Genomic DNA, 23,185 nt, shown 5'->3' on the forward strand with positions numbered 1-23,185 from the left:
CAATGATACGGGGACCGCTCCCGCGCGAGGCCCGCCAGAGTTCACGATGCGGGACGCGGCGACAATCGCCCCCGTGCTGTCCATCCTTCTCGTTACTTTTCCTTTCTTTGCGCTCATCGCCGCCGGCTACGGCGCAGGCCGCGCCCGCATCCTGCCGCTGGACGCGATCCCGGGCCTCAACACCTTCGTGCTGTACTTCGCGCTGCCGTGCATGCTGCTGCGCTTCGGCGCCGGCACGCCGATCGGGCAGCTGCTCGACGGCAGCGTGGCGCTGGTCTGGGGCCTGAGCGCGCTGGCGGTGGTGGCGGGCGTGGTGCTGTTCACGCGCAATGCCCGCATCGGCTGGAACGACGCCGCCTTCGGCGCGCTGGTCGCGGCCTTTCCGAACACCGGCTTCATGGGCGTGCCGCTGCTGGTGGCGCTGCTCGGCGCGCAGGCGGCGGGGCCGATGATCATCACCATCGCCTTCGACCTGGTCGTGACCTCGTCGCTGTGCATCGCGCTGTCGCGCCTGGACGGCGCCGGCGCCGGGCACCAGGGTCCGCGGCAGGCGGCGCGCCAGGCGCTGCGCGGCGTGCTGGTCAATCCGATGCCGTGGTCGATCCTGCTCGGCGTGCTGCTGTCGGCCGCCCGCTGGCAGCTGCCGGGGCCGGTGGACCGCACGATCGCGATGCTGGCGGACGCGGCCTCGCCGGTCGCGCTCTTCACCATCGGCGCGGTGCTGGCGCGCTCGGCGCTGCTCGCGCGCGAGCACGGCGCGAGCGCGGCGGTGGCCGCGGCCATGGGCACGCGCGCGCGGCTGCCGGCGCGCGCGCCGCTGGCCGACGTGGCGCCGGTGGTGCTGGTGAAGCTGCTGGTGCATCCGCTGCTGGTGTGGGCGCTCGCGCAGGGCGCGGTCGCGCTCGGCCTGCCGCTGTCGGCCGAGGCGCTGGTGGTGGTCGTGCTCGTGGCGGCGCTGCCGAGTGCGAGCAACGTGTCGATGCTGGCCGAGCGCTTCGGCGCCGACAACGGCCGCATCGCGCGCATCATCCTGTGGACCACGGTCGCGACCTTCTTCAGCTTTCCGCTCGCGGTCAAGCTGCTGCGCTGAGCCGCCGCGGACCGCACGGCCCGCACCACACCTGTTTCAGAAACTTTCCACGCCGGATGCCAAGTCTTATGGCATAGCCATTGTTATCACTTAGGATGAATACTTGTGTTTGCTAATGTCCTGCTAGAGTGTTTGCGGATCAACGGATGAATGGGTAGCACGATGGCAATACTTGTTCGCATCCTGGTGTGGCTCGCGTGGATCGCCGGTGCAGGCTGGCTGTGGCACGCCGGCGTGCTCGGCAACGGCACCTCGCTCGCGCTGGGCGCGCTGAGCCTGCTGGTGTTCGCCTGGCCGGCGAGCGTGGCGCGGCGGCGCGGCAGCGGCGAGCTGCGCTACGTCGACATGGGAAAGGGCTGAGCGCCCGCCAATCCCCCCGCCTGGCCGGGGCACGGCCGGATGCGGTGCGCCGCGCCGTTGCGCGGATCAGATGCTGTGCGGGTCGACGTCGACCAGCCAGCGGATCACGCCCTTGCCCTCCGGCGCGCGGCGCAGCGCGTGCAGCAGCGGCTGCCATTGCGCGAGCAGCCGCTGCAGCGCGGCGCGCGAAGGACTCTCGATCAGCATCTGCGCGCGCTCCACGTTGGCCACGCGCTGGATCGCGAGCGGCACGGCCGGGTAGCGCAGCACGCGGTCGGCGCCCTCGAGCGCGTCGGCCGCCTCGCTCGCGGCGTTCAGGAAGGCCTGCGCGGCTTCCTGCGTGCGCGCATCCGCACGCAGCAGCGCCTGGAAGGCGAAGGGCGGCATGCCCGCGGCGGCGCGTTCCTCGAGCTGCTGGCGCGCGAAGGCTTCGTAGTCGTGCCGGCGCAGCGCGGCAAAGAGCGGATGCTGCGCATGGTGCGTCTGGATCCACATCTCGGCCGTGGTGCCCTGCGCGGCCAGGTAGGCCGCATCGCGGCCCGCGCGGCCGGCCGACTGCATCAGCAGGCTGAACAGCCGCTCGGGCGCGCGGAAGTCGCTCGAGAACAGCGCGCCGTCGGGGTTCACCGCCGCCACCAGCGTGATGCGCCGGAAGTCGTGCCCCTTGGCGATCATCTGCGTGCCGACGAGCACGTCGACCTCGCCCGCATGCACGGCGGCGAGCTGCGATTCGAGCGCACCCTGCTTGCGCGTGCTGTCGGCGTCGATGCGTGCGATGCGCACGGCGCTGCCGTCCGGGCGCCGGACCGCGGCGAACAGTTCGCCCAGGTGCTCCTCCAGCCGCTCGGTGCCGCGGCCCACGGGTGCGATGTCGGGATTGCCGCAGGCGGGGCAGGCGCGCGGCACGCGCTCGGTGAAGCCGCAGTGGTGGCAGCGCAGCGTGCGGTCGATCTTGTGGAACACCCGGTAGGCGCTGCAGTGCGGACATTCGCTCTTCCAGCCGCAGTCGGCGCAGGCGAGCACCGGCGCATAGCCGCGCCGGTTGAGGAACACCATGCTCTGCTCGCCGCGCGCGATGCGCTGGCCGATGGCGTCCAGCAGCGCGGCCGAGAGCACCGTCTTCGGCGGCTGCAGGTTCATGTCCACCAGCCGCACGGCGGGCAGTTCGCCCGTGCCGATGCGCGAAGGCATCGCGAGGCGCAGGTAGCGCCCGCCGGGATCGTCGCCCGCGGCGGGGCGGCTCTGGTGCCAGCTCTCGAGCGAGGGCGTGGCGGAGCCGAGGATGACCTTCGCGCCTTCGCGCTGCCCGCGCCAGACGGCGAGGTCGCGCGCCGAATAGCGGGCGCCCTCCTGCTGCTTGTAGCTCGGGTCGTGTTCCTCGTCGACCACGATCAGCTTCAGCCCCGGCATCGACGCGAACACCGCCATGCGGGTGCCCAGCACGATGCGCGCGGCGCCGCCGTGCGCCGCGAGCCAGCTCGCCAGCCGCTGCGGATGGGTCATGCCGCTGTGCAGCGACACCACGGCCTCCTCGCCGAAGCGGGCCTTGAAGCGGGCTTCGAGCTGCGGCGTGAGGTTGATCTCGGGCACCATCACCAGCGCCTGCGCCTCGGGATCGGCCGCCAGCAGGTCGGCCACGCAGCGCAGGTAGACCTCGGTCTTGCCGCTGCCGGTGCTGCCGGCGAGCAGGAAGGTGCCGGCAGCGGCCTGTTCGATGCGCGCGAGCGCCGCCGACTGCTCCGCGCTCAGCGTGACGGGGTGCGCCGATTCGGCGGTGCGGGCGACCGGGCCGGCGGCCGAGCGGCGCTTGAGCCGGCGTGCGAGCTGCGCCGCGCTCAGGTCGCGCAGCTGCGGCGGCAGCGCAGCCAGCGCGATCTCGCCGATCGAGCGCTGGTAGTAGCGCGCCGCGAAGGCCACCAGGTCGCGCCAGGGCGCACCGAGCGGCGCCAGGCCGTCGAGCACGGCGCCGACGGGCTTGAGCGCCATGTCGGCGTCCGCTGCGTCGCGGGCCGCGGGCTCGTTCCAGACCACGCCCAGCACTTCGCGCCGGCCGAGCGGCACCCGCACCAGCGCGCCGGGCACGAGCGGTGCCGCGCCGGCATAGCTCAGCAGGTCGCCGAGCGCGCTGTGCGCCGGCGTCTGCACCGCCACGTCGACGCGCCAGGGCAGGGCGCCCGGCGGCGCGGGCGCGGCGAGGCCGCCATCGGCCGTGCCGGTGGTGGTGGTCGCCGTCATCGCGGAATCCCGCGCCCGGGGTGGGCTGCCGTTGGAGATAGGCCGTTCTCCCTCTCTGGGTAAATTGTTAAGGCTACTTGGAGCAAACGAGCTTAAGTTGTTGATTTGCCAGCGCTTTGCCGCTCATCCAGAGTTTGTGTGGATAACTTTGTTGACAACAGGGCTCAACACCTCGCGGAGCCTTGCAAATCAAGGCTTCGACTGGATTGCCCGTAAAAAAAGCAAAACCCAAAACCTATACGAATCAACAACTTAGCGTCGCTATCCCTTTGGGAGCAAAGAAGAAGCCGGCTCAGATCAGTTTGCGCAGTGCAACACGCGTTTTGTGCATAAGTCGGGTCCGCAAGGTCGTTTTTTCGCTTGACAAACGGCCTGCGCAAGCCCCAGCGGAGCCGCGCCGGGCGGCCCGGCTCACCGACCGTGACTAGGACGCACGCAGCGCGCGCGACTGCGCATGCACCGCCTCGACCAGCGCGGCCACATGCTCGGGCGGGGTGAACTGGCTGATGCCGTGGCCCAGGTTGAAGATGTGCGTCGGCCCCTGGCGCTGCAGGTCGGCATGCGGCTTGCCGAAGCCCTGCAGCACCTTGGCGACCTCCGCGGCGATGCGCTCGGGCGGCGCGAACAGCACATTGGGATCGATGTTGCCCTGCAGGGCCTTGGCCTTGCCGTCGTCGCCTTCGCCCACGAGCCGGCGCGCGGCCGCGAGGTTCACGGTCCAGTCGACGCCGAGCACCTCGCAGTCGAGCGCGCGCATGGCCTCGAGCCAGAGGCCGCCGCCCTTGGTGAACACGATGCGCGGCACCGGCTGGCCGTCGGCGCCCTGGCGCTTGAGACCGGCGAGCACGCGCGCGGTGTAGGCGAGGCTGAATTCCTGGAACGCGCCGTCGGCGAGCACGCCGCCCCAGCTGTCGAACACCATCACCGCCTGCGCGCCGGCGTCGATCTGGGCATTGAGGTAGGCGGCGACCGCATCGGCATTGACCGCGAGCACGCGGTGCATCAGGTCGGGCCGGCCGTAGAGCATGCTCTTCACGAGCCGGTAGTCGCTCGAGCCCGCGCCTTCGACCATGTAGCAGGCGAGGGTCCAGGGGCTGCCCGAGAAGCCGATCAGCGGCACCCGGCCGTCGAGCGCCTTGCGGATGGAAGCCACGGCGTCGAACACGTAGCGCAGCTTCTGCAGGTCGGGCACTTCGAGCGCGGCCACGGCGGCCTCGTCGCGCACCGGCCGAGCGAAGCGCGGTCCCTCGCCGGCCTCGAACGAGAGGCCCAGGCCCATGGCGTCGGGCACGGTGAGGATGTCGGAAAAGAGGATCGCCGCGTCGAGCGGATAGCGCGCGAGCGGCTGCAGCGTGACCTCGGTGGCGTAGTCGACGTTGGTCGCGAGCCCCATGAAGCTGCCCGCCTTCGCGCGCGTGGCCACGTATTCGGGCAGGTAGCGGCCGGCCTGGCGCATCAGCCAGACGGGGGTGTGGTCGGTGGCCTGGCGCCAGCAGGCCCGCAGGAAAGTGTCGTTTTGCAGTGGGGCGAAGGGCATCGTGCGATTGTCGCAGGGCGCCGCGCCGCGGCGTCAGACCGCCGGCACCCGGGCGGCCTCCGCGGGATGCGCCTGGCGCCGGTACAGCACCAGCGTCGCCGCCAGCCCGCAGATGGCGGCGGCCGTCATCCACAGGCCGGGCGCGGCCTTGTCGCCGGTCATCCCGATCAGGCCGGTGGCGATCGCCGGCGTGAAACCGCCGAACAGCGCGGTGGCGAGGCTGTAGGCGAGCGAGAAGCCCGCGGTGCGCACGTCCACCGGCATCAGCTCGGTGAGCGCCACCACCATCGCGCCGTTGTAGCTCGCATAGAGGAACGAGAGCCACAGCTCGACCTCGAGCATGCGCGCGAAGCTCGGCGCGCCCACCAGCCACTGGAGCGCCGGGTACGCGGTGAGGATGGTCAGCACGGTGAACGCGACCAGCAGCGGCTTGCGCCCCACGCGGTCCGACAGAGCGCCCATCACCGGCAGCCAGAAGAAGTTGGAGACGGCCACGCACAGCGTGACGACCAGCGCATCGGTCGTGCTCAGGTGCAGCACGGCCTTGCCGAAGGTGGGCGTGTAGACCGTGATCAGATAGAACGAGACGGTGGTCATCGACACCAGCAGCATCCCCGCGACCACCAGCCCCCAGTTCGCCACCATCGAGCGGAAGATCTCGCGCGCGCCGGGCCGGTGCCTGCGCGCGAGGAAGGCGTCGGTCTCCTGCAGCGAGCGGCGGATCACGAACAGCGCCGGCACGATCAGGCAGCCGACGAAGAATGGCACGCGCCAGTAGAAGTCGCCGATCTCCTGCGGCGTGAAGCGCACGTTGAGCCACCAGCCGAGTGCCGCCGCCACGATGATCGCCACCTGCTGGCTCGCCGACTGCCAGCTCACGTAGAAGCCCTTGCGCCCGGGCGTGGCCATTTCCGACAGATAGACCGAGACGCCGCCGAGCTCCACGCCGGCCGAGAAGCCCTGCAGCAGCCGCCCGATCAGCACCAGCAGCGGCGCCGCGAGGCCGATGGTCGCGTAGGCCGGCACGCAGGCGATCAGCAGCGTGCCGAGCGCCATCAGCGCGAGCGTGACGATCAGGCCGCGGCGCCGGCCCACGCGGTCGACGTAGGCGCCGAGGACGATCGCACCGAGCGGTCGCATCAGGAAGCCCGCGCCGAAGGTCATGAAGGTCAGCATCAGCGAGGCGAACTCGTCGCCCGCGGGAAAGAAGGCCTTCGAGATCTGCGCGGCGTAGAAGCCGAACAGGAAGAAGTCGAACATCTCCATGAAGTTGCCGCCCGTGACGCGCAGCACGGTGGCGAACCTGGAAGTGGAGGGCGACGGCGCGGCGCCCGGCTCGCGCGCGGCGGATGGCGCAGGATGCATCTGGTTGTCCCCTTGGCGTTGGTGAGCGCCGAGGGTAGGCCGGGCTGCCCGACCGCGGCCTGACTGCCGTGGTCAGGTAGCTGTCACCGCGCCGCGCGCGCTCAGCTCTTGTACTTGACCGAGCAGCCGTACGGCCGCGTCGAGGCCGCCGAGATCGGCTTGCCGCCGAAGGCCTCGCCGAGCGCCTGGTTCACGTAGTTGGTCGCGGTCTTGATGTCGTCGGGCCGGGCCGAGGCGATGCTGTCGATGCCGCCCGCATACACCAGCGTGCCCTTGGGATCGATGATGAAGATGTGCGGCGTGGTGCGCGCGCCGTAGGCCTGGCCGATCACGCCGTCCTCGTCCATCAGCACCGCGGTGGGCGCGGCCTTCTGCGACTTCATCCAGGCATCGAGCGCGGCGGGCTGCAGGTAGTCGCTGGCCGCGCGCTCGGTGGAATTGACCGCGAGCCACACCACGCCCTTGTCGGTCGCGGCCTTCTGCGTGGCCGGCATGTTGCCGCTGTGGTAGTGCTTGCGCACGAAGGGGCAGCCGGGGTTGGTCCATTCGAGCACCACGAACTTGCCCGCGAAGTCGGAGAGCTTGTGCTTGGTGCCGGTGGTGTCCACGGCGACGAAATCGGGCGCCTGCTGCCCCACGGCGGGTGCGGCGAAGGCGTTGTTGCCCATGAGGAAGGTGGCGCCCAGCGCGACGGCGGCGGCCACCACGGCACGGCGCGAGGCGCGGCTCAGGGCGGCGCGGGCCTGGCGCGCGGCGCGGACGGATCGAGAGTCGGACGATGGCAGGGAAGACATGGCCAGCTTGAACTCCAGTTTCAGAAGAAAACGAACAACGGCGAGAGCTTAGAACGCTTTTTTCATGTGTATGTGACAACCCCGGTCGGGCGGCGGGTAAGGCTTTGTTTCCCCGCCCGCGACCCTAGAGCGCGGCCAGCGCGGCGCGCACCTCGTCCTTGCCGAGGATCTCGGTCAGGATCACCGGCGGCTTGCCGGGCGCCTGCAGCACGTACAGCGGCACGCCGCTGCGCCCGAGCGCATTCAGCGCGGCCGTGATGGCGGGGTCGCGGCGCGTCCAGTCGGCCCGCAGCATCGCGACCTTGCGGTCGTCGAAATCGGCCAGCACCGCGGCATCGGCCAGCGTGGTCTTCTTGTTGTACTGGCAGGTCACGCACCAGGCCGCCGTGAAATCGATGAACACCGGCTGCCCCGCCGCCAGCAGTGCGCCGGCGCGCTCGGCCGACCAGGGCTGCCAGCGCTGTTCATGGGTGGCGGCGAGCTTCGCCGGCTCGACGGTCTGCAGCACGTTGCGGCCGATCGCCGCCGTGAGCACGGCCGTGAACGCGATCAGCACCGAGGCGATCACGAGCCGCGTGCGGCCGCGCAGCGTGAACGCCCAGACGATCGCTGCCAGGCACACCAGCAGCGCCAGCAGCGTTCCGGCGCCGTCGATGCCGCTCTGCTGTCCCAGCACCCAGACCAGCCAGGCCACGGTGGCGAACATCGGGAACGCGAGCAGCCGGCGCAGCGTGCCCATCCACGGACCCGGCTTCGGCAGCAGGTGCGCCACCGCGGGCACGAAGCCCGCCACCAGGTACGGCAGCGCCAGCCCCAGGCCCAGCGCCGCGAACAGCAGCAGCGCCTGGGCGGCGGGAAGCCCGATCGCGAAGCCGAGCGAGGCGCCCATGAACGGCGCGGTGCAGGGCGAGGCGATCACCACCGCCAGCACGCCCGAGAGGAAGTCGTTGGCGACCGGATGCTTCGCCTGCGCCGAGCACACCGAGGACGGCACCGCACGGACGAACTCGAACATGCCCGCCAGGTTGAGCCCGATCAGCGTGAACAGCGCCGCCAGCGCCGCCACCACGGCCGGCGACTGCAGCTGGAAGCCCCAGCCGAGCTGGGCGCCCGCGGCGCGCAGCCCGAGCATGGCGCCGCCCAGCGCGAGGAACGAGAGCATCACGCCCGCGGTGTAGGCGAGGCCCGCGGTGCGGTGCGCGCTGCGGTCGCCCGCCTGGCGCGCGAAGCCGAGCACCTTGATCGCGAGGATCGGGAACACGCAGGGCATGAGGTTCAGCAGCAGCCCGCCGAGCAGCGCGCCGAACAGCGCGGCGACGAAGGTGGCGGTGGGCTGCGGCGGCGGCTCGGAGGCGTCCGTGGCGGCCGCTGCACCTGGGCGGGCCGCATCGGCCGCATTGGCCGCCAGCGCCGCCTGCAGCGCGGGCGAGACCTCGGCGCGCGGCGCGGCGGCGGGCCAGGTGCCGCTGACCGGTGCCTCGGCGCGCCAGGCGACCGGCTGGCCGGGCTGCCGGTCGCCCTCGGCGAGCGCCACCACCAGCGGCAGGGTCGAGGGGCTCGCGCTACGCTGCTCGGCCAGCGGCACGGTGGCGGTCCAGACGCCGTCCTGCCAGCGCTGCGTCCAGTCCTTGCCCGCGACCGCGGCGGTGCGCACGACTTCGGGCGTTTCGGGGAAGAACTCCAGGGTCTTGCCGTGGGCGGAGGCCGGCAGCCCCTCCACGCGCACCTGCAGCTGGTGCCCGCTGACCTCGACGGCGCCGGGCTTGGCGAGCGCCTGCGGTGTCGCGGCCCGCGCCGCGTCGAACTCGGCCTTGTGCAGCGCGGTCGAGCCCGAAAGCGGCAGCGCCAGGCTGAACTCGCCTTCCTCCGGGATGCACTCCTTGCGGCAGACCAGCCAGCTGGCCTTGAGGCGGACGTCGAGCGCCGGCGTGCCGCTGCCGATGGCCAGCGGCGGCTGGAAGGTGCTCGGCACCTCGAGCGGCACCGGCAGCAGCACCGTGCCTTCGTAGCCGTAGTTGGCCAGCGTGCCGACCGGGATCTTGCGCGGCACCGGCCATGCGATCTCGCCGGCCGAGACGCCGGCCGGCAGGGTCCAGTTCAGCTCGGTGGGCAGGCCGGAATCGCCCGCGTTCTTCCAGTAGGTGTGCCACTCGGGCTGGTGCTCGATCTTGAGCCCGAGCCACACCGGGGCACCCGGCGATACGCCCTGCGGCGCATGCGCGACCAGTTCGGCGCGCACGTGCGGCGTGGTGACCACGGCGCCCGGTGCGGAAGTCCATTGCGCCACGGCCGGCATGCAGGCTGCGGCAGCTGCTACCAGAAAGGTAGCCGAGAGGAAACGGGGAAAGATCATGCCGTCAGTCGGAGCAGGCGGGCGGAGCGAAGTTCCGGGCGTGGCTCAAGCGGCCCAGCCCAGCACCACCCTGCGGGTGTTCGCGCTCTTCTTTTCGATCTTGGTGACCATCACCGCGCCGATCTCCGCCGTGTTGGCCACGTGCGTGCCGCCGCAGGGCTGGAAGTCGATCTGCGCCGCGCCCTCGGCGCCGATGCGGATGGTGCGCACGGTGCCGGTGCCGCGCGGCGGCTGCACGCTCATGCTCTTGACCAGCGCCGGGTTGGCGTCGAGCTCCTCGTCGGTGATCGCGCCCACGGCCAGCGGATGGGCGGCTTCCACCAGCCGGGCCAGGCCGGCGGTCAGCGCCTCCTTGTCGAGCGGGTCGGTCATGTGGAAGTCGATGCGCGCGTAGTCGGACGTGATCGAGCAGCCGTTCACCGGCACCGGCACGAGGTGGCAGAGCAGGTGGCTCGCGGTGTGGAAGCGCATCAGCCGGTGGCGGCGCTCCCAGTCCAGGCGCGCGGTCACGGCGTCGCCGGGCTTCAGCGCGGCGAGCAGTTCGGCCTGGTCCGGCGCGGGCACGTGGACGATCTCGCGCGTGGGCTGGCCGGCCTCGTCCTTCGCCTTGCGCGTGTCGGCGATCGCCAGCGCGCGCCCGTTCGCGAGCACCAGTTCCCCGCTGTCGCCCGCCTGCCCGCCGCCCAGCGGATAGAACACGGTGCGGTCGAGCACGATGCCGGCATCGTCGATGCGCAGGATGCGGGCGTCGCAGGCGCGCAGGTAGGCGTCGGCGCGGAACAGGTCGTCGGTCATGCGGCCGATGGTAGCGGCGATGCGCGAACGGGGCGCGCCCACGCCAAAAAGCGCCCACGGCCGACAGCCCTTGGCGGCCCCGGCCGCATGATGCGGCGGTATGCGGCCTGCGGCCGGATTCACGGAGGATCGTGCATGAAGGTATCGAATGTCGCCATTTCCCCCGTCTGCGCGGCTTCGCTGGCCGCGGTGCTGGCGCTGGCCGGCTGCGGCGAGGCCGCCAAGCTGGCGCCCGAGGCCACCACCGGGCCGCGGCCGCGGCTGGCCGAGCCGAACAAGACCCTGATTCCCACCGTCAACGTCGCCGAAGCCGTCGGCTGGACCGACACCGCCGCGCCCAAGGCCGCGCCGGGCCTGCGCGTCGGCGCGCTGGCGCGCGGGCTGTCGCATCCGCGCTGGGTCTACACGCTGCCCAACGGCGACGTGCTGGTGGCCGAAAGCAACAAGCCGCCCAAGCCCGAGGGCGCCAGCGACGGCGGCGGCGGGCTGATGGGCAAGGTGCGCGGCTGGGTGATGAAGAAGGTCATGGGCCGCGCCGGCGCCAACGTGCCGAGCCCGAACCGCATCACCCTGCTGCGCGATGCCGACGGCGACGGCGCGGCCGAGGTGCGGCAGGTGTTCCTCTCGAACCTGCAGTCCCCGTTCGGCATGGCGCTGGTGGGGAACGAACTCTTCATCGCCAATGCCGATGCGCTCGTCAAGGTGCCCTACACCGAGGGGCAGACCGCCGCCACCGCCGCGCCCACGGTGGTGACGCCGCTGCCCGCGGGCATCAACCACCACTGGACCAAGAACGTGATCGCGAACGCCGAGGGCACCAAGCTCTACGTCACGGTCGGCTCCAACAGCAACATCGGCGAGAACGGCCTGGCCGCCGAGGAGGGCCGCGCCGCGATCTGGGAGGTCGATGCGAAGACGGGCGAGAAGCGGCTCTTCGCGACCGGCTTGCGCAATCCCAACGGCCTGGCCTGGGAGCCCACCACCAAGGCGCTGTGGACCGTGGTCAACGAGCGCGACGAGATCGGCAGCGACCTCGTGCCCGACTACCTGACCTCGGTGAAGGAGGGCGCCTTCTACGGCTGGCCCTGGAGCTACTTCGGCGCCAACGTCGACGCCCGCGTCCAGCCGCCGAACCCCGAGATGGTCGCCAAGGCCGTGGTGCCCGACTACGCGCTCGGCTCGCACGTCGCGCCGCTCGGGCTGGTGTTCTCCGACGCCCGCGGCATGCCGCCCGAGTTCGCGAGCGGCGCCTTCATCGGCGAGCACGGCTCGTGGAACCGCAAGCCCAAGTCGGGCTACAAGGTGGTGTTCGTACCCTTCGTCGGCGGCGTGCCGAACGGGCAGCCGGTCGACGTGCTGACCGGCTTCCTCTCGGCCGACGAGAAGGCCCAGGGCCGCCCGGTGGGCGTGGCGCTCGACAAGGGCGGCGCGCTGCTCGTGGCCGACGACGTGGGCAACACGGTCTGGCGCGTGTCGCGCGGCACGCCCAACTGAGAGCGGTTAGCTGCGGCGCGCCGAGGACAGCCGCGGCACCAGCTGCGCCGCCGGCCCGTCGACCCGGCGCCGGCCGGTGTCGCCGCGCAGATGGTCGAACAGCAGCGCGATGGCCTGCTGCGCCACCTGGTCCAGGTGCAGGTCCACGGCCGTGAGCGGCGGCACGCTGGTGCGCGCGCGCAGGCCGTCGTAGCGCGTGGCGACCATCACGTCCTCGGGAATGCGCCGGCCGGCGGCGAGCGCGGCCGCCACCGCGCCGGTCGCGAAGGCGTCCACCGGCACGCAGAAGGCATCGATGTCGGGATGGGCCTCGAGCAAGGCCAGCGCGGCTCGCCGCCCGCCGCCCTCGCCCTCGGCCTCGTCGACCAGCGACAGCAGCGGCGCCTGCCCCTGCGCGGCGGCGAACGCCAGGTAGGCCGCGCGCGCTTCCACATACGAGTTGCGCCGGGCCGCGCCGAGGATCATCGCGATCCTGCGCGCGCCCTGCGCATGCAGGTGGTCGAGCAGCAGCGTCGTCGTCGGCCCCGAGTGGATGTCGACGTAGGGCGGCAGCGCCGCCTCGTCCGGCGCGGACGCGCCCTGCGCATCCACCGCCGGCTTGCCGATCGCCACCACCGGCAGGCCGCGCCGCTGCAGGTAGGCCAGGTTCGGGTCGTCCGCCGAGGGCTCGATGACCAGCGCGCCGTCCACGTCGAGCAGTTCCATCGGCACGCGCCCGTTCTCCATCGGCGGCGCCAGCACCAGCGCCAGGCGGCGGTCCAGCGCCTCGGCGGCCGCCACGGCCGCCACCTCCATCAGGAAGCCGAGCCGCGAGGGGCCGCCCGCCACCGCGAAGGGCATCGACGACAGCAGCACGATCATGTGCGCCTCGCCGGTGCGCAGCCGCTGCGCGTTGCGGTTCGGGCGGTAGCCGAGCTTCAGCGCCGCCTGCTCGACGCGCGCCCGGGTCTCGGCATCGACCTGGCCGCGCGCGTTGAGCGCATGCGACACCGTGGTCGGCGACACGCCCGCTTCGCGCGCCACGTCCTTGATGTTGGCGCGGGGCGTGGGGTGGGTGCTCATCCCGTTGACCTTTTCAAAAAGCGGTGATTCAATTCCCAAATCGTTTTGGGGCTCGCTGCCACGGAATGTACTTCACCCGCCTCGGCGGCTTTTTTTGCCAGTGTGCCCAAATCGATTTGGGCGCGATCCGGTTCAAGGATTCACTCATGTCCCGTGTTCCCGACGCCTCTGCTGTGCTTCCCTCTGCCTCCTCGCCGTCGCCCGCCGCCACGCCGGCCGGCACGGCCCCGGTCGATGCGATGCTGCCGTTCCCGCAACTGCTGCTGTTCGGCCTGCAGCATGTGCTGGTGATGGCGGCCGTGCCGATCACCTCGGTGTTCCTGGTGGCCAAGGCGCTGGGACTGCCCGGCGCGCTCACGGTCAACCTGATCAGCGCCACCTTCCTGCTCTGCGGCATCGGCACGCTGCTGCAGTCGTTCGGGCCGTGGAAGTTCGGCGCCCGGCTGCCTTTCGTGATGGTGCCGGGCGGCGCGCCGATCCTGATGTTCGTCACCATCGCCCAGCAGCGCGACCTGCAGACCGCCTCGGGCGCGGTGATCCTGACGGCGCTGTTCTACTTTCTGGTGCTGCCGGTGTTCGCACGCTGCCTGCGCTACTTTCCGAAGATCGTCATCGGCACCTTGCTGCTGCTGGTGTCCGTCAATCTGGTGAAGGTCTACGGCGGCATCATCGCGGGCAAGGCGGGCTCGGCCACCTTCGCCGACCCGGTGAACATCGGTCTCGCGCTCGCGACCATCGGCTTCACCGTGCTGTTCGCACGCGTGTTCAAGGGCACGCTCGGCCAGCTCGCGGTGCTGCTCGGGCTGTTGGCCGGCACGCTGCTCGCGGCGGCTTTCGGGCTGATGGATGCGAGCGCGGTGGCGGCGGGGCCGTTCTGGAGCGCGCCGACCTTGCTGCCGTTCGGCATGCCGCGCTTCGACATCGTGGCGGCGGTGCCGCTCCTGATCTTCAGCATCATCTCGATGGTCGAGGCCACCGGACAGACGGTGGCGGTGGCCGACGTGGTGGGCCGCAGGATCGATGCGCGCGACGTGGTGCCGCGCACCATCCGCGGCGACGCGGTGGTGTCGCTCGCGGGCGGCTTTTTCGGCACCTCGATGATCATCACCAGCGGCGAGAACATCGGCATCGTGCGCGCCACCAACGTGCGCTCGCGCTACGTGACGGCGGCCGCGGGCGTGATCCTGATCCTCATCGCGCTGTCGGCGCCGCTCGGCCGGCTGGCGAGCGCCATTCCCTCGGCCGTGGTCGGCGGCACCGCAATGGTGGTGTTCGCGATCATCGGCACCATGGGCATCGACATGCTGCGCAAGGTCGACCTGCACGAGCGCGGCAACATGTTCGTGCTGGCCGGCGCGCTGACCATGGGCCTGCTGCCGATCCTGGTGCCGGGCCTCTACAGCCGCTTTCCCGACACGCTGCAGCTGGTGCTGGGCAACGGCCTGGCGATGGGCTCGCTCACGGCGGTGGTGCTCAACATGGTGTTCAACCGCGTGCATGCCGAAGGGGCCGAAGGCCCCGCGGCAGCGCCCGCGCCGCACTGAGGCGCCGCGCGTTTCCTTTTTCTTCTTTTCCGTTCCTTCCCACCATGTCTCCTGACCTCGATGCCGCGTTCTTCGCGGCCGACGAGCTGCTGCTCGTTCCCGACCATTTGATGCTGCGCGACGGCCCCGTGAGCGGCCATGCCGTGCGCGTCGCGAACCGCTGTTTCCAGGACGTCGGCCCGGCCGAAGCGCTCGCCGCGCGCCACCCGCATCTCACGCCGCTGCACCTGCCCGGCCGGCTGCTGATGCCCGGCATGATCGACGCGCACCACCACCTCACGCAGTCCTTCGGCAAGTCGCTGGCCTATGGCGAGCCTTCGGAGATCTTCCGGCGCGTGTGGGTGCCGCTCGAAAGCAGCCTGGACGACGAGTTCGTCTACATGGCGTCCAAGCTCGCGGCGCTCGAATCGCTGCGCGGCGGCTTCACCACCGTGTGCGATGCGGGCACGCGCGCGCCGGGCGACATCGGCGCCGTCGCCACCGCCGTGCAGGAGGCCGGGCTGCGCTGCGTGCTGGGCCTGATCTGCAACGACGGCGGCAACGACAGCAGCGCGGCCGAGCGCGAGGCGATCCGCGCGCGCGCCGCGCGCTTCCTGCAGCGCTGGTCCGACACGCCGCTGGTGCATCCCTCGCTCGCGATCTCGGTGCCCGAGGCCGCATCGGACGAGATGCTGGTGGCGGTGTCGGCGCTGTGCGCCGAAGCGGGCGCCGTGTTCCAGACCCACGTCAACGAGCACCTCGCCTCGGTCGAGCGCTCGGTGGTGCAGCGCGGCCTGCGGCCGCTCGAACTGCTGGCCCGGCTGGGCGCGCTCGGTCCGCAGGTGCTGATCGCGCACGGCACGCTGGTCACGCCGTCGGAGCTCATGCTGCTGCGCGACACCGACACGGCCGTGAGCTACAACCCCGTCGCGAGCCAGTGGAAGGGCAATGCGGTGGCACCCGCGAACCTGATGGCGGCCATGGGCATCCGCTTCGGCCTGGGCACCGACGCCACGCGCAGCGACGGCTTCCGGCTGATGGACGCGGCCGAGGCGGCGCAGAAGCTGGCCTTCGGCCTGGCGACCGGCGATGCGTCGAGCGGCGGCGGCTGGACCTGGTTCGACCATGCCACGCACGAGGGCGCACGCGCGGCAGGCCTGGCCCACCGCACCGGCGAGATCGCGGTGGGCAAGGCGGCCGATTTCCTGATCGTCGACGTCGACACGCCCGAGATGTGCACCTCCGTCGACCTGACCTGGGACCTCGTGCGCCTGGGCAACCGCGACCAGATCCAGGCGGTGTTCGTCGACGGCCGGCTGCGCCTCTGGGAAGGCTGGCCGCCCGACTGGGACGCGCGCGCACTGCAGCGCGAGCTGGCGCGCGTGGCCCATGCGGCGATGGACCGCGCGCCCATCGTGCGGCTGCATCCGCCGGCGGCCGAGCACCGTCGCCTGTCGGCGGTTGCGCGCCAGGGACGGGCTCTGCAGTGAGCGCGCAGCACCTCTTTCTCGTGTCGCTCGCCGTGCTGTTCGCCGCCTTCGTGCAGGGCGCGACCGGCGTGGGCTTCGCACTGATCGCCGCGCCGGTGATCGGCATCGTGCGGCCCGAGCTGCTGCCGGTGTGCGTGCTGGTGCTGATGCTGCCGCTCAACCTCTACGTGCTGTGGCGCGAGCGCGGCGCCATCGACCGCATCGGTGCGGGCTGGATCAGCGGCGGGCGCGTGGTCGGCACGGCCGGCGGGCTCTGGGTGCTGGCGGCATTGAGCGCGACGCATCTCGCGCTCTTCGTCGGCATCTCGACCATCGCGGCGGCGCTGGTCACGCTGATGATGCCGGCCTTCTCGCCGGGTCGCACCGCCTTCGTGTCGGCCGGCCTCATCACCGGCGTGACCGAAACCGCGACCGGCATCGGCGGCCCGCCGCTGGCGCTGGTCTACCAGCACCAGCCGCCGCCCACGATGCGATCGACGATCGCGCTCTGCTTCCTCGTGGGCGAACTGGTGTCGCTCGCCACCTTGATGGCGACGGGCCGCATCGACGGTGCGCAGCTCGAGGCGGCGGCGTGGCTGCTGCCCGCACTCGTCGCCGGCGCGGTGCTGAGCCGCATCGTGCATCGCCGGATCAATGGCCGCGCGCTGCGGATCTTCGTGCAGGTCTTCGCGATCGTGTCCGGCGCCGCGCTGCTGCTGCATTCATTCTGAAGACCGGCGCCCGGCCTGCGGCCATGCCGCGCGGGCGATGCGGAAGAGCCGGTGGCGGCGCAGCGCATGGCCTTCGGGGACGGAAGGATGGTCGAAGGCACCGGCAGCGTCCTCGCGCATGCCGATGCGCGCCATCACCGCAGCCGAACGCAGGTTGCCGGCGGCGGTGAACGCCACGATCTCCGCCAGCCCGAGCTGCTCGAAACCCACCTGCAGCGCACCGCGCGCGGCCTCGCTCGCGAAGCCGTGGCCCCAGGCGTGGCGCGCGAAGCGCCAGCCGATCTCCACGCAGGGCGAAAAAGGCAGTGCCACCTGCGGCACGTTGAGGCCCGTGAAGCCGAGGAATTCGCCCGAGCCCTTGCGCTCGACGGCCCACAAGCCCCAGCCGTTCGCCGCGATGCGCGCCTGGATGCGTTCGGCGAACGCGTCGCTGTCGGCGCGCGCGGGCAGCGGCAGCAGGAAGGCCATCACCTGCGGATCGGCCGCGAGCGCGGCAAAGGGCGCGAGATCGCTCTCGCACCACTGGCGCAGCCGCAGCCGCGGGGTGTCGAACTCGATGAGAGGGCGTGGGAGCGGGGCACCGTCGGTCATGCGACCGATTGTGCTCAGAAGCCCGCCAGCACCACCTTGCCCTGCGCCTTGCCGCTCTCGATCAGCGCATGCGCGCGGCGCAGGTTCTCGGCGTTGATGGTGCCGAAGCTCGCGTTCGCCGTGGTGCGGATGCGGCCGGCGTCGACCAGCGCGGCCACCTCGGCCAGCAGCGCGCCCTGCTGTGCGATGTCGGGCGTCTCGAAGCGCGAGCGCGCGAACATCATCTCCCAGTGCAGCGAGAGCGACTTGGTCTTGAGCGGCATCGCGTCGAGCGTCTTCATGTCGTCGATCACCGCGAGCTGGCCCTGGGGCTTGAGGCTTTCGATGATCTGCGCGTAGTGCTGCTCGGTCTGCGTCAGGCTCGCGACCATGTCGACCTCGCCGATGCCGGCGGCGCGCAGCTCGGCCGAAAGCGGCTTCGAATGGTCGATCACCGCATGGGCGCCGAGGGCCAGGCACCAGGCGCGCGTCTCGGCACGCGAGGCGGTGGCGATCACGCGCAACTGCGTGAGCTGCCGCGCCAGCTGGATCAGGATCGAGCCCACGCCGCCGGCGCCGCCCGTGACCAGCAGTGTCTGGCCCGCGCCGCCGCCCTTGGGCACGCGCAGGCGGTCGAACAGCAGCTCGTAGGCGGTGATGGTGGTCAGCGGCAGGGCGGCGGCCTGCGCGTCGTCGAGGCTCTTCGGCGCGAGCGCGGCGATGCGCTCGTCCACCGCATGCAGCTCCGCGTTGGCGCCGGGCCGCACGATCGAGCCGGCGTAGTACACGCGGTCGCCGGGCTTGAAGTTCTTCACCTGCGCACCGACCGCCTCGACCGTGCCCGCGGCGTCCCAGCCCAGCACCTTGGGCTGGCCGGCCTCCGGCGCCATGTTGCGGCGCACCTTGGTGTCGACCGGGTTGACCGAGACCGCCTGCACGCGCACCAGCAGGTCGCGCGGGCCGGGCGTGGGGGCCGGCAGTTCGATGTCCTGGAGCGATTCGGGGTCGTCGATCGGAAGGGATTGGTAGTAGCCGATGGCTTTCATGGTGCCGGTCCTTGGAGGTGATGCGATGGACGAACTTTAGAGGCGCAATCGGGGTTTGATAAGCTGGCAGAGAAAAGCAACAGCTTCAAATGAAAATTGAAAATCTGTCGGACCTGCAGGTGCTGGTGCAGACCGCGCGCGGCGGCACGCTCACGGCCGCCGCCCATGCGCTGGGCCTGACGCCCGCGGCCGCCAGCGCCACGCTCAAACGATTGGAGACGCAGCTCGGCGCGCGCCTGTTCGAGCGCTCCACGCGCGCGATGCGGCTCACGCCGCAGGGCCAGACGCTGCTCGACTATGCGGTGCGCGCCTTCGAGCTGCTCGACGAGGGCGAGTCGCTGGTCACGGCCGACCGCGGCGAACTGGTCGGCACCCTGCGCGTGGCCGCGCCGTCGGACCTCACGCGCAGCACGCTGCTGCCGTGGTTCGACGAATTCCTCGCGCTGCATCCCGGGCTGCAGCTCTCGCTGTCGGTCGGCGACCGGCTGCTGGACGTGATGCGCGATGAGGTCGACGTGGCGCTGCGCTACGGCACGCTGGCCGATTCGCGCCTGGTCGCACGGCCCTTCGCGCAGACCAGCCCGCTGCTCACCGCCTCGCCCGCCTACCTGCGCCGCCATGGCGCGCCCAAGGCGCCGCAGGAGCTGGTGCACCACAACTGCCTCACCTTCAACCGCGGCGGGCGGCGCCACCGTACCTGGCGTTTCGCGCAGCACGGGCAGTGGACCGAAGTGCGCGTGAAGGGCGACCGCAGCGTGGACGACGCCTCGCTCGCGCGCGAATGGGCCGTGGCGGGCCACGGCATCACGCTGAAGTCGGCGCTCGACGTGCGCGACGACATCGCGAGCGGCCGGCTGGTGCATCTGCTGCCCGAATGGGAGACCGAGCCCTATCCGCTGCATGCGCTGCTGCCGAGCGGGCGCTTCGTGCCGGCGCGGGTGCGCGCGCTGGTGGACTTCCTGGCCGGAAGGTTCGAGGCGCTTGAGTTTCCAGACTCGCATCCGCTCCGATAGCTCGAGCGAGCCGCACGCTACCTCGAATCAGGTTTTGATCAGATCCACCGCTGGAGTCAACATGCGGCTCAACAGGATGCCGAACGAGAGAAACTATGACCTGGACTGAAACTGGCCGAGGCGATCGAAACACTTCATAAACGCCGCCCGAGCACCGTTGTCAGCCCCTTCTGCGAGGTTTCAGAGCGCGCCAAATAGCGCTAGCCAGCCGACGCGCGGGACGCATGAACCAACGTGTTGCACCGTGCTCGTAGAGGAAGTAGTAGCGCTCCACCATCCGGTACCCGCGCGATGAAGTCATCGCATGCAGTCGGTCGTTCAACGCATTTCGCTCGGTCAGGATGCAAGCGTTCATTGCCTGCGCCGCACGCAGCTCCTCGGATTCCTGCTCGAACCTCTCGAGTCGGGAGCGGCTGTCCGTACTTCGCTCGTGAAGCTTCGAAGCCAAAAGGAGCCTTGCGTTTCGCTCGAAAGTGATCTGCGCTTTGTAGAGGTGGATTTCACTCCTGAGTCTCTGTATTTCCCTTCCCTCGGCATCGAATCCCACTGCCGGTAAGACAGCATTCTCTGTACCTGATTGCTGCTCGACGGAGTGCTTGGCGCCGTGTTGAGCGAGCTCGTTTTGCAAGCGCTTGTTCTCGGCTTTCGCAGCGAGCCAACTGGCCCACGGACGCACGTAGGCTCGATGCGAAATGGGCGCTGCAATCAGCACGCGCGGCAAGGGTGCCCCCCAGACGCCCACATAAAAGCTGGCCTTCTCAAAATCCACCTCATGGCCGAGTTGAGCCGGCAGGAACTGCGACGCCACCGCATCACTGCCTTCGACAAGCGTGGACAGATGAGTGCCGGCCCGCTGCGCCCAGCGATCGCTCGCGTCGCAGATTCCGAAACCGATCACTGGCATACCCAACAGCCACTGCGCAGCATCTCCGAGCACGCCAGTCGTCGCATGCCGGAATTCCGCAAACGTATAGGTCTTTAGATGGAACTCATTGCGTTCGCCGCCAGCCACTCCCGAATCGTTGGGGCAACTGATTACTATCATCCCTCCGAGGGCCAGCCGATCACGGATACTGCGCAGAAGAGACGACACATCCCGCACATGCTCAATGGTCTCGAAGCTAACGATGAGATCGAATGGTTCCTCTCCGGACAGCAGGCGGTCCAAGTTGCAGGCATCGCCCGTTCGAAACGTTATGCCTGAATTCGCAAAGTGCTCGTTCGCAACGGTAATCGCATCCTGCGAGATGTCGACACCAACGACTGAATCGGCCCCCCACTTCTTCAATAGAGAACTCCCGTAACCTTCACCGCAGGCAACATCCAGGACACGCTTGCCCTTGCAAGCTTCGCTGAGCAGCCTATAACGCGACAGATGTTCCGCCGCCAGCATGGACTCGTATGCCATACCCGTGTTGAAGTGCAGTCGTTCAATCATTCTTTGTGAAGAAAATTTCCGCAATACGGGCTGCGTAGGCTTGAGGACCGTTTCTTTGTTGCAAGCGTGTCAATGCATTGGAGGCGTGTTCTTCGCGCTGTTGCGGATGGTCAGCGTACGCAATCAAAGCGTCCGCGATCAGGTTAGCCATCGAGTCGTCGTCGGCCAGCGAGGGCAGGAGGATTCCGGTAAGACCATGCTCAACGACCTCGCTGACGCCGCCGACGTCCGGCGCCACGATGGGCAAGCCTCGCGCTGTAGCTTCGAGAAGCACATTCGGAACGCCTTCGAAGAGGCTGGTGAGCAGAAAACACATCGGTTCCACGCTCAGCACTTGCTCGAAGCTGGCGAACTCGCCGTGCAATCGCACGTTCGCGTGCATCATCAGCGCGTCGGCACAAAAATGGTTCAGAACCGGGGTGCCGAAGATATGTAGCGTCAGTTCGGATTGACGCTCCCTCAAGCGGGCGGCAACTAAGGGCAACAGACCAGGACGCTTTTGATGATCGAGCCGACCCGCCCATGCCACTGCAGGTGCCGCGCAGCCGATTGACTCCGCAAGTGCAGACTTGTCTGTCCTTGCGGGTTCCCGCGCGTACAGCAGGCACCACCGATCCTGGTGCCGGCCAAGCCGCCGCCTGTCCTCGTCGATGATGAATTGGTTGTCCGCCACCACGATATCGATCTCATCAATGAGCGCCGAAACGAGTTCGAATCCATGGTGGAGGCTGAGTGCTCGTCCGTGGACGAAGTTGCATTCATCCGCAAACCGGTAATAGATGCGCGTGCACTGCTTCAACAGGTGCAGGTATCGGCGAGCGAAGGCATGTGCGTATTGGCTTTGCTTCAAGTGCAGGCGAGCCCGCCCTGCGCAGGCCTCGATCGCCTTGAGCGTCAGGAGGATCCGAGCTCCCTCGTCCAGTTCAGGGCAAATCAGCTCGAAGTCGATGACGGTGGAGTTGGTCGGCAACCTGTCCAGCCAGTTCGAACCGCGGCGAGACTGTCCCAGGAAAACCAATGAATTCGCGGTGGCCCCGGTCGCATTGAGCGCGTGCATCACGTCCAGCAGGTAGCGCTCGCCGCCGCCTACCCCCATCGACGGCAATACAAACACATCGTCGAACCTCTTGCCGCCGATGAGTCGGCACATCTCGTAGTAAGCGATCCCAATCTGTACGTTGCAGAAGCTCAGGTTGTTGTATTGAGGTGACGCGGCAATCTCCGCCGGATGGATTTGAGGATCAATACGGTTGGCTGCCACACAAAGGTCGAAGATCACAGGATTGTTGACATCCGTTTGCTGAGCGATAAGCCGCTCACGCCAGGCCGGGGCGCTTTTGAAGCGCGCATACCCTTCCGCGGCCAAGCGCAGAAACAACAGTGGCTTGAATAGCCCCGATGGAGGGATCTGCCTGGCCGATAGAGCGTTTGCCTGCCTCAAAAGACTGTTGTCGCGCTGCCTGTAAAAAAAGATGGCGTTTGGCGCAGCATGAAAGCTGTAGCCTTTGGATAGTGCCTCGGCATTAAAGAACCAATCTTCATAGGCATACCCTTTGGTAAGCCGCAAATCCGCGAACGGCAACTCCTCCAGGAGACGACGGGGGCAGCAAATTCTCGAAACGAACGGATGGCAATCGACGAATGGGAGTGGCGTGATGGTCTTGGCGTCAAAATACGTGACAACGTAGGAATCAACTCCAAACGCGATCAATGTTTCGCATATATGAATGCTGCGCGGCCCATGTCGTTGAGTTGAAAAGAAAATCTCGGCGAAGCCATTGTAGGAAATCAGATCATCGGCATCCTGCAAAAAAAGCCATTCGCCACAGGCCGCCGCCGCTCCATCATTGCGAGACAATCCGAGCGACCCGTTTTCAACCTCAATGACCTTCTTTTGTTTGAAGCCTGCGGGCATTGTGCTTTCGGCAATACTTCTGATCGAGTTGGTCGGTTTGTCGAGGACGATAACGAGTTCAAGCGCTATGCCCAGGGCTTCTGCATACATTGCAGCTTCTTCCACGGAGCTCAGGGTCCGCGTGATGTAGTTATCCTCGTTATGACAATTGAGTACTATTGTTAAATCAATGTCCATCGAACTCCCTGCCTTCCGCGCTAGTCTAATTTGTGCGCAGGGGTTTTCTCGCGGAAATGTTCGTTGTTGAGGCGTTCTCGGTAAAAAGTCTCAAATTTGAAATAAAAAGAAGAGTAAGCCTTTCGAGGCGGCATTAATGCCTGCTATCGCAGCGGCGCTGACTCTCGCTGCCTCAAGAGAAAAATCATGAAGCGATGGTCCACACCACCGCGACCACG

At 69.0% G+C, this 23,185-nt stretch carries 18 protein-coding genes; 7 read left to right on the top strand and 11 right to left on the bottom strand.

The features are described 5' to 3' along the window. Window positions 1–73: 73 nt before the first annotated feature. Together M2165_RS12750 and M2165_RS12755 are read left to right on the top strand one after the other, a co-directional pair. Window positions 74–1,090 (top strand): AEC family transporter, encoded by a 1,017-nt coding sequence (locus M2165_RS12750; RefSeq protein WP_280814990.1) that lies wholly within the window; start codon window positions 74–76, stop codon window positions 1,088–1,090. Between the two features lie 162 nt (window positions 1,091–1,252). Next, complete coding sequence (locus tag M2165_RS12755; protein WP_280814991.1) at window positions 1,253–1,450, top strand: hypothetical protein; 198 nt, start codon at window positions 1,253–1,255, stop codon at window positions 1,448–1,450. A gap of 66 nt (window positions 1,451–1,516) precedes the next feature. On the opposite strand, the gene M2165_RS12760 is transcribed toward M2165_RS12755, so the two are convergent. The 6 genes from M2165_RS12760 to M2165_RS12785 form a co-directional block, all read right to left on the bottom strand. Further along, window positions 1,517–3,619, bottom strand: a complete 2,103-nt coding sequence (locus tag M2165_RS12760) for a primosomal protein N' (RefSeq protein WP_280817529.1) — start codon at window positions 3,617–3,619, stop codon at window positions 1,517–1,519. Window positions 3,620–4,109: 490 nt separating this feature from the next. Beyond that, complete coding sequence (gene hemE / locus M2165_RS12765) at window positions 4,110–5,222, bottom strand: uroporphyrinogen decarboxylase (RefSeq protein WP_280814992.1); 1,113 nt, start codon at window positions 5,220–5,222, stop codon at window positions 4,110–4,112. Window positions 5,223–5,255: 33 nt separating this feature from the next. Further along, window positions 5,256–6,587 carry an MFS transporter gene (locus M2165_RS12770; RefSeq protein ID WP_280814993.1) on the bottom strand — a complete coding sequence of 444 codons (1,332 nt, stop codon included), beginning with the start codon at window positions 6,585–6,587 and terminating at the stop codon, window positions 5,256–5,258. A 101-nt stretch (window positions 6,588–6,688) separates the two neighbouring features. Then, on the bottom strand, window positions 6,689–7,381 hold the full coding sequence (locus M2165_RS12775) for a thioredoxin family protein (protein ID WP_280814994.1): 693 nt from the start codon (window positions 7,379–7,381) through the stop codon (window positions 6,689–6,691). A gap of 124 nt (window positions 7,382–7,505) precedes the next feature. Beyond that, on the bottom strand, window positions 7,506–9,677 hold the full coding sequence (locus M2165_RS12780; RefSeq protein ID WP_280817530.1) for a protein-disulfide reductase DsbD domain-containing protein: 2,172 nt from the start codon (window positions 9,675–9,677) through the stop codon (window positions 7,506–7,508). Window positions 9,678–9,779: 102 nt separating this feature from the next. Continuing rightward, complete coding sequence (locus M2165_RS12785) at window positions 9,780–10,529, bottom strand: alanyl-tRNA editing protein (RefSeq protein ID WP_280814995.1); 750 nt, start codon at window positions 10,527–10,529, stop codon at window positions 9,780–9,782. Window positions 10,530–10,664: 135 nt separating this feature from the next. Here M2165_RS12785 and M2165_RS12790 point away from each other — a divergent pair, with 135 nt between their 5' ends. After that, window positions 10,665–12,023: a sorbosone dehydrogenase family protein gene (locus M2165_RS12790; RefSeq protein ID WP_280814996.1), complete on the top strand. Its 1,359-nt coding sequence runs from the start codon at window positions 10,665–10,667 to the stop codon at window positions 12,021–12,023. A 6-nt stretch (window positions 12,024–12,029) separates the two neighbouring features. Here M2165_RS12790 and M2165_RS12795 read toward each other — a convergent pair whose 3' ends face one another. Further along, on the bottom strand, window positions 12,030–13,085 hold the full coding sequence (locus M2165_RS12795; RefSeq protein WP_280814997.1) for a LacI family DNA-binding transcriptional regulator: 1,056 nt from the start codon (window positions 13,083–13,085) through the stop codon (window positions 12,030–12,032). A gap of 239 nt (window positions 13,086–13,324) precedes the next feature. Here M2165_RS12795 and M2165_RS12800 point away from each other — a divergent pair, with 239 nt between their 5' ends. From M2165_RS12800 to M2165_RS12810, 3 genes are read left to right on the top strand one after another with little or no spacing between them, the layout of a single operon-like run. After that, window positions 13,325–14,629, top strand: a complete 1,305-nt coding sequence (locus tag M2165_RS12800; protein WP_280817531.1) for a solute carrier family 23 protein — start codon at window positions 13,325–13,327, stop codon at window positions 14,627–14,629. 44 nt (window positions 14,630–14,673) lie between these two features. After that, window positions 14,674–16,098 carry an amidohydrolase family protein gene (locus tag M2165_RS12805; RefSeq protein WP_280814998.1) on the top strand — a complete coding sequence of 475 codons (1,425 nt, stop codon included), beginning with the start codon at window positions 14,674–14,676 and terminating at the stop codon, window positions 16,096–16,098. Beyond that, the gene (locus tag M2165_RS12810; RefSeq protein WP_280814999.1) at window positions 16,095–16,808 is read left to right on the top strand and encodes a sulfite exporter TauE/SafE family protein; all 714 of its coding nucleotides are present in this window, start codon (window positions 16,095–16,097) and stop codon (window positions 16,806–16,808) included. Before M2165_RS12805 ends, M2165_RS12810 begins: the two co-directional genes overlap by 4 nt. Here the strand turns inward: M2165_RS12810 and M2165_RS12815 are convergent. Both M2165_RS12815 and M2165_RS12820 read right to left on the bottom strand, forming a co-directional pair. Further along, window positions 16,800–17,399 (bottom strand): GNAT family N-acetyltransferase, encoded by a 600-nt coding sequence (locus M2165_RS12815; protein ID WP_280815000.1) that lies wholly within the window; start codon window positions 17,397–17,399, stop codon window positions 16,800–16,802. The genes M2165_RS12810 and M2165_RS12815 overlap by 9 nt on opposite strands. Window positions 17,400–17,413: 14 nt before the next feature. Beyond that, window positions 17,414–18,424 (bottom strand): zinc-binding alcohol dehydrogenase family protein, encoded by a 1,011-nt coding sequence (locus M2165_RS12820; RefSeq protein ID WP_280815001.1) that lies wholly within the window; start codon window positions 18,422–18,424, stop codon window positions 17,414–17,416. 89 nt (window positions 18,425–18,513) lie between these two features. Between M2165_RS12820 and M2165_RS12825 the strand changes: the two genes are divergently transcribed. Next, a complete protein-coding gene (locus M2165_RS12825; RefSeq protein ID WP_280815002.1) occupies window positions 18,514–19,437 on the top strand; it encodes a LysR family transcriptional regulator in 924 nt (307 codons plus the stop codon). Between the two features lie 160 nt (window positions 19,438–19,597). Here the strand turns inward: M2165_RS12825 and M2165_RS12830 are convergent, their stop codons facing one another. Both M2165_RS12830 and M2165_RS12835 read right to left on the bottom strand, forming a co-directional pair. Next, window positions 19,598–20,875: a class I SAM-dependent methyltransferase gene (locus M2165_RS12830; protein ID WP_280815003.1), complete on the bottom strand. Its 1,278-nt coding sequence runs from the start codon at window positions 20,873–20,875 to the stop codon at window positions 19,598–19,600. Further along, the gene (locus M2165_RS12835; protein WP_280815004.1) at window positions 20,868–22,967 is read right to left on the bottom strand and encodes a glycosyltransferase; all 2,100 of its coding nucleotides are present in this window, start codon (window positions 22,965–22,967) and stop codon (window positions 20,868–20,870) included. The genes M2165_RS12830 and M2165_RS12835 overlap by 8 nt, the downstream gene beginning before the upstream one ends. Between the last annotated feature and the right edge of the window lie 218 nt (window positions 22,968–23,185).

Origin of the sequence: Variovorax sp. TBS-050B (assembly GCF_029893635.1) — a bacterium.
Classification (GTDB): domain Bacteria; phylum Pseudomonadota; class Gammaproteobacteria; order Burkholderiales; family Burkholderiaceae_C; genus Variovorax.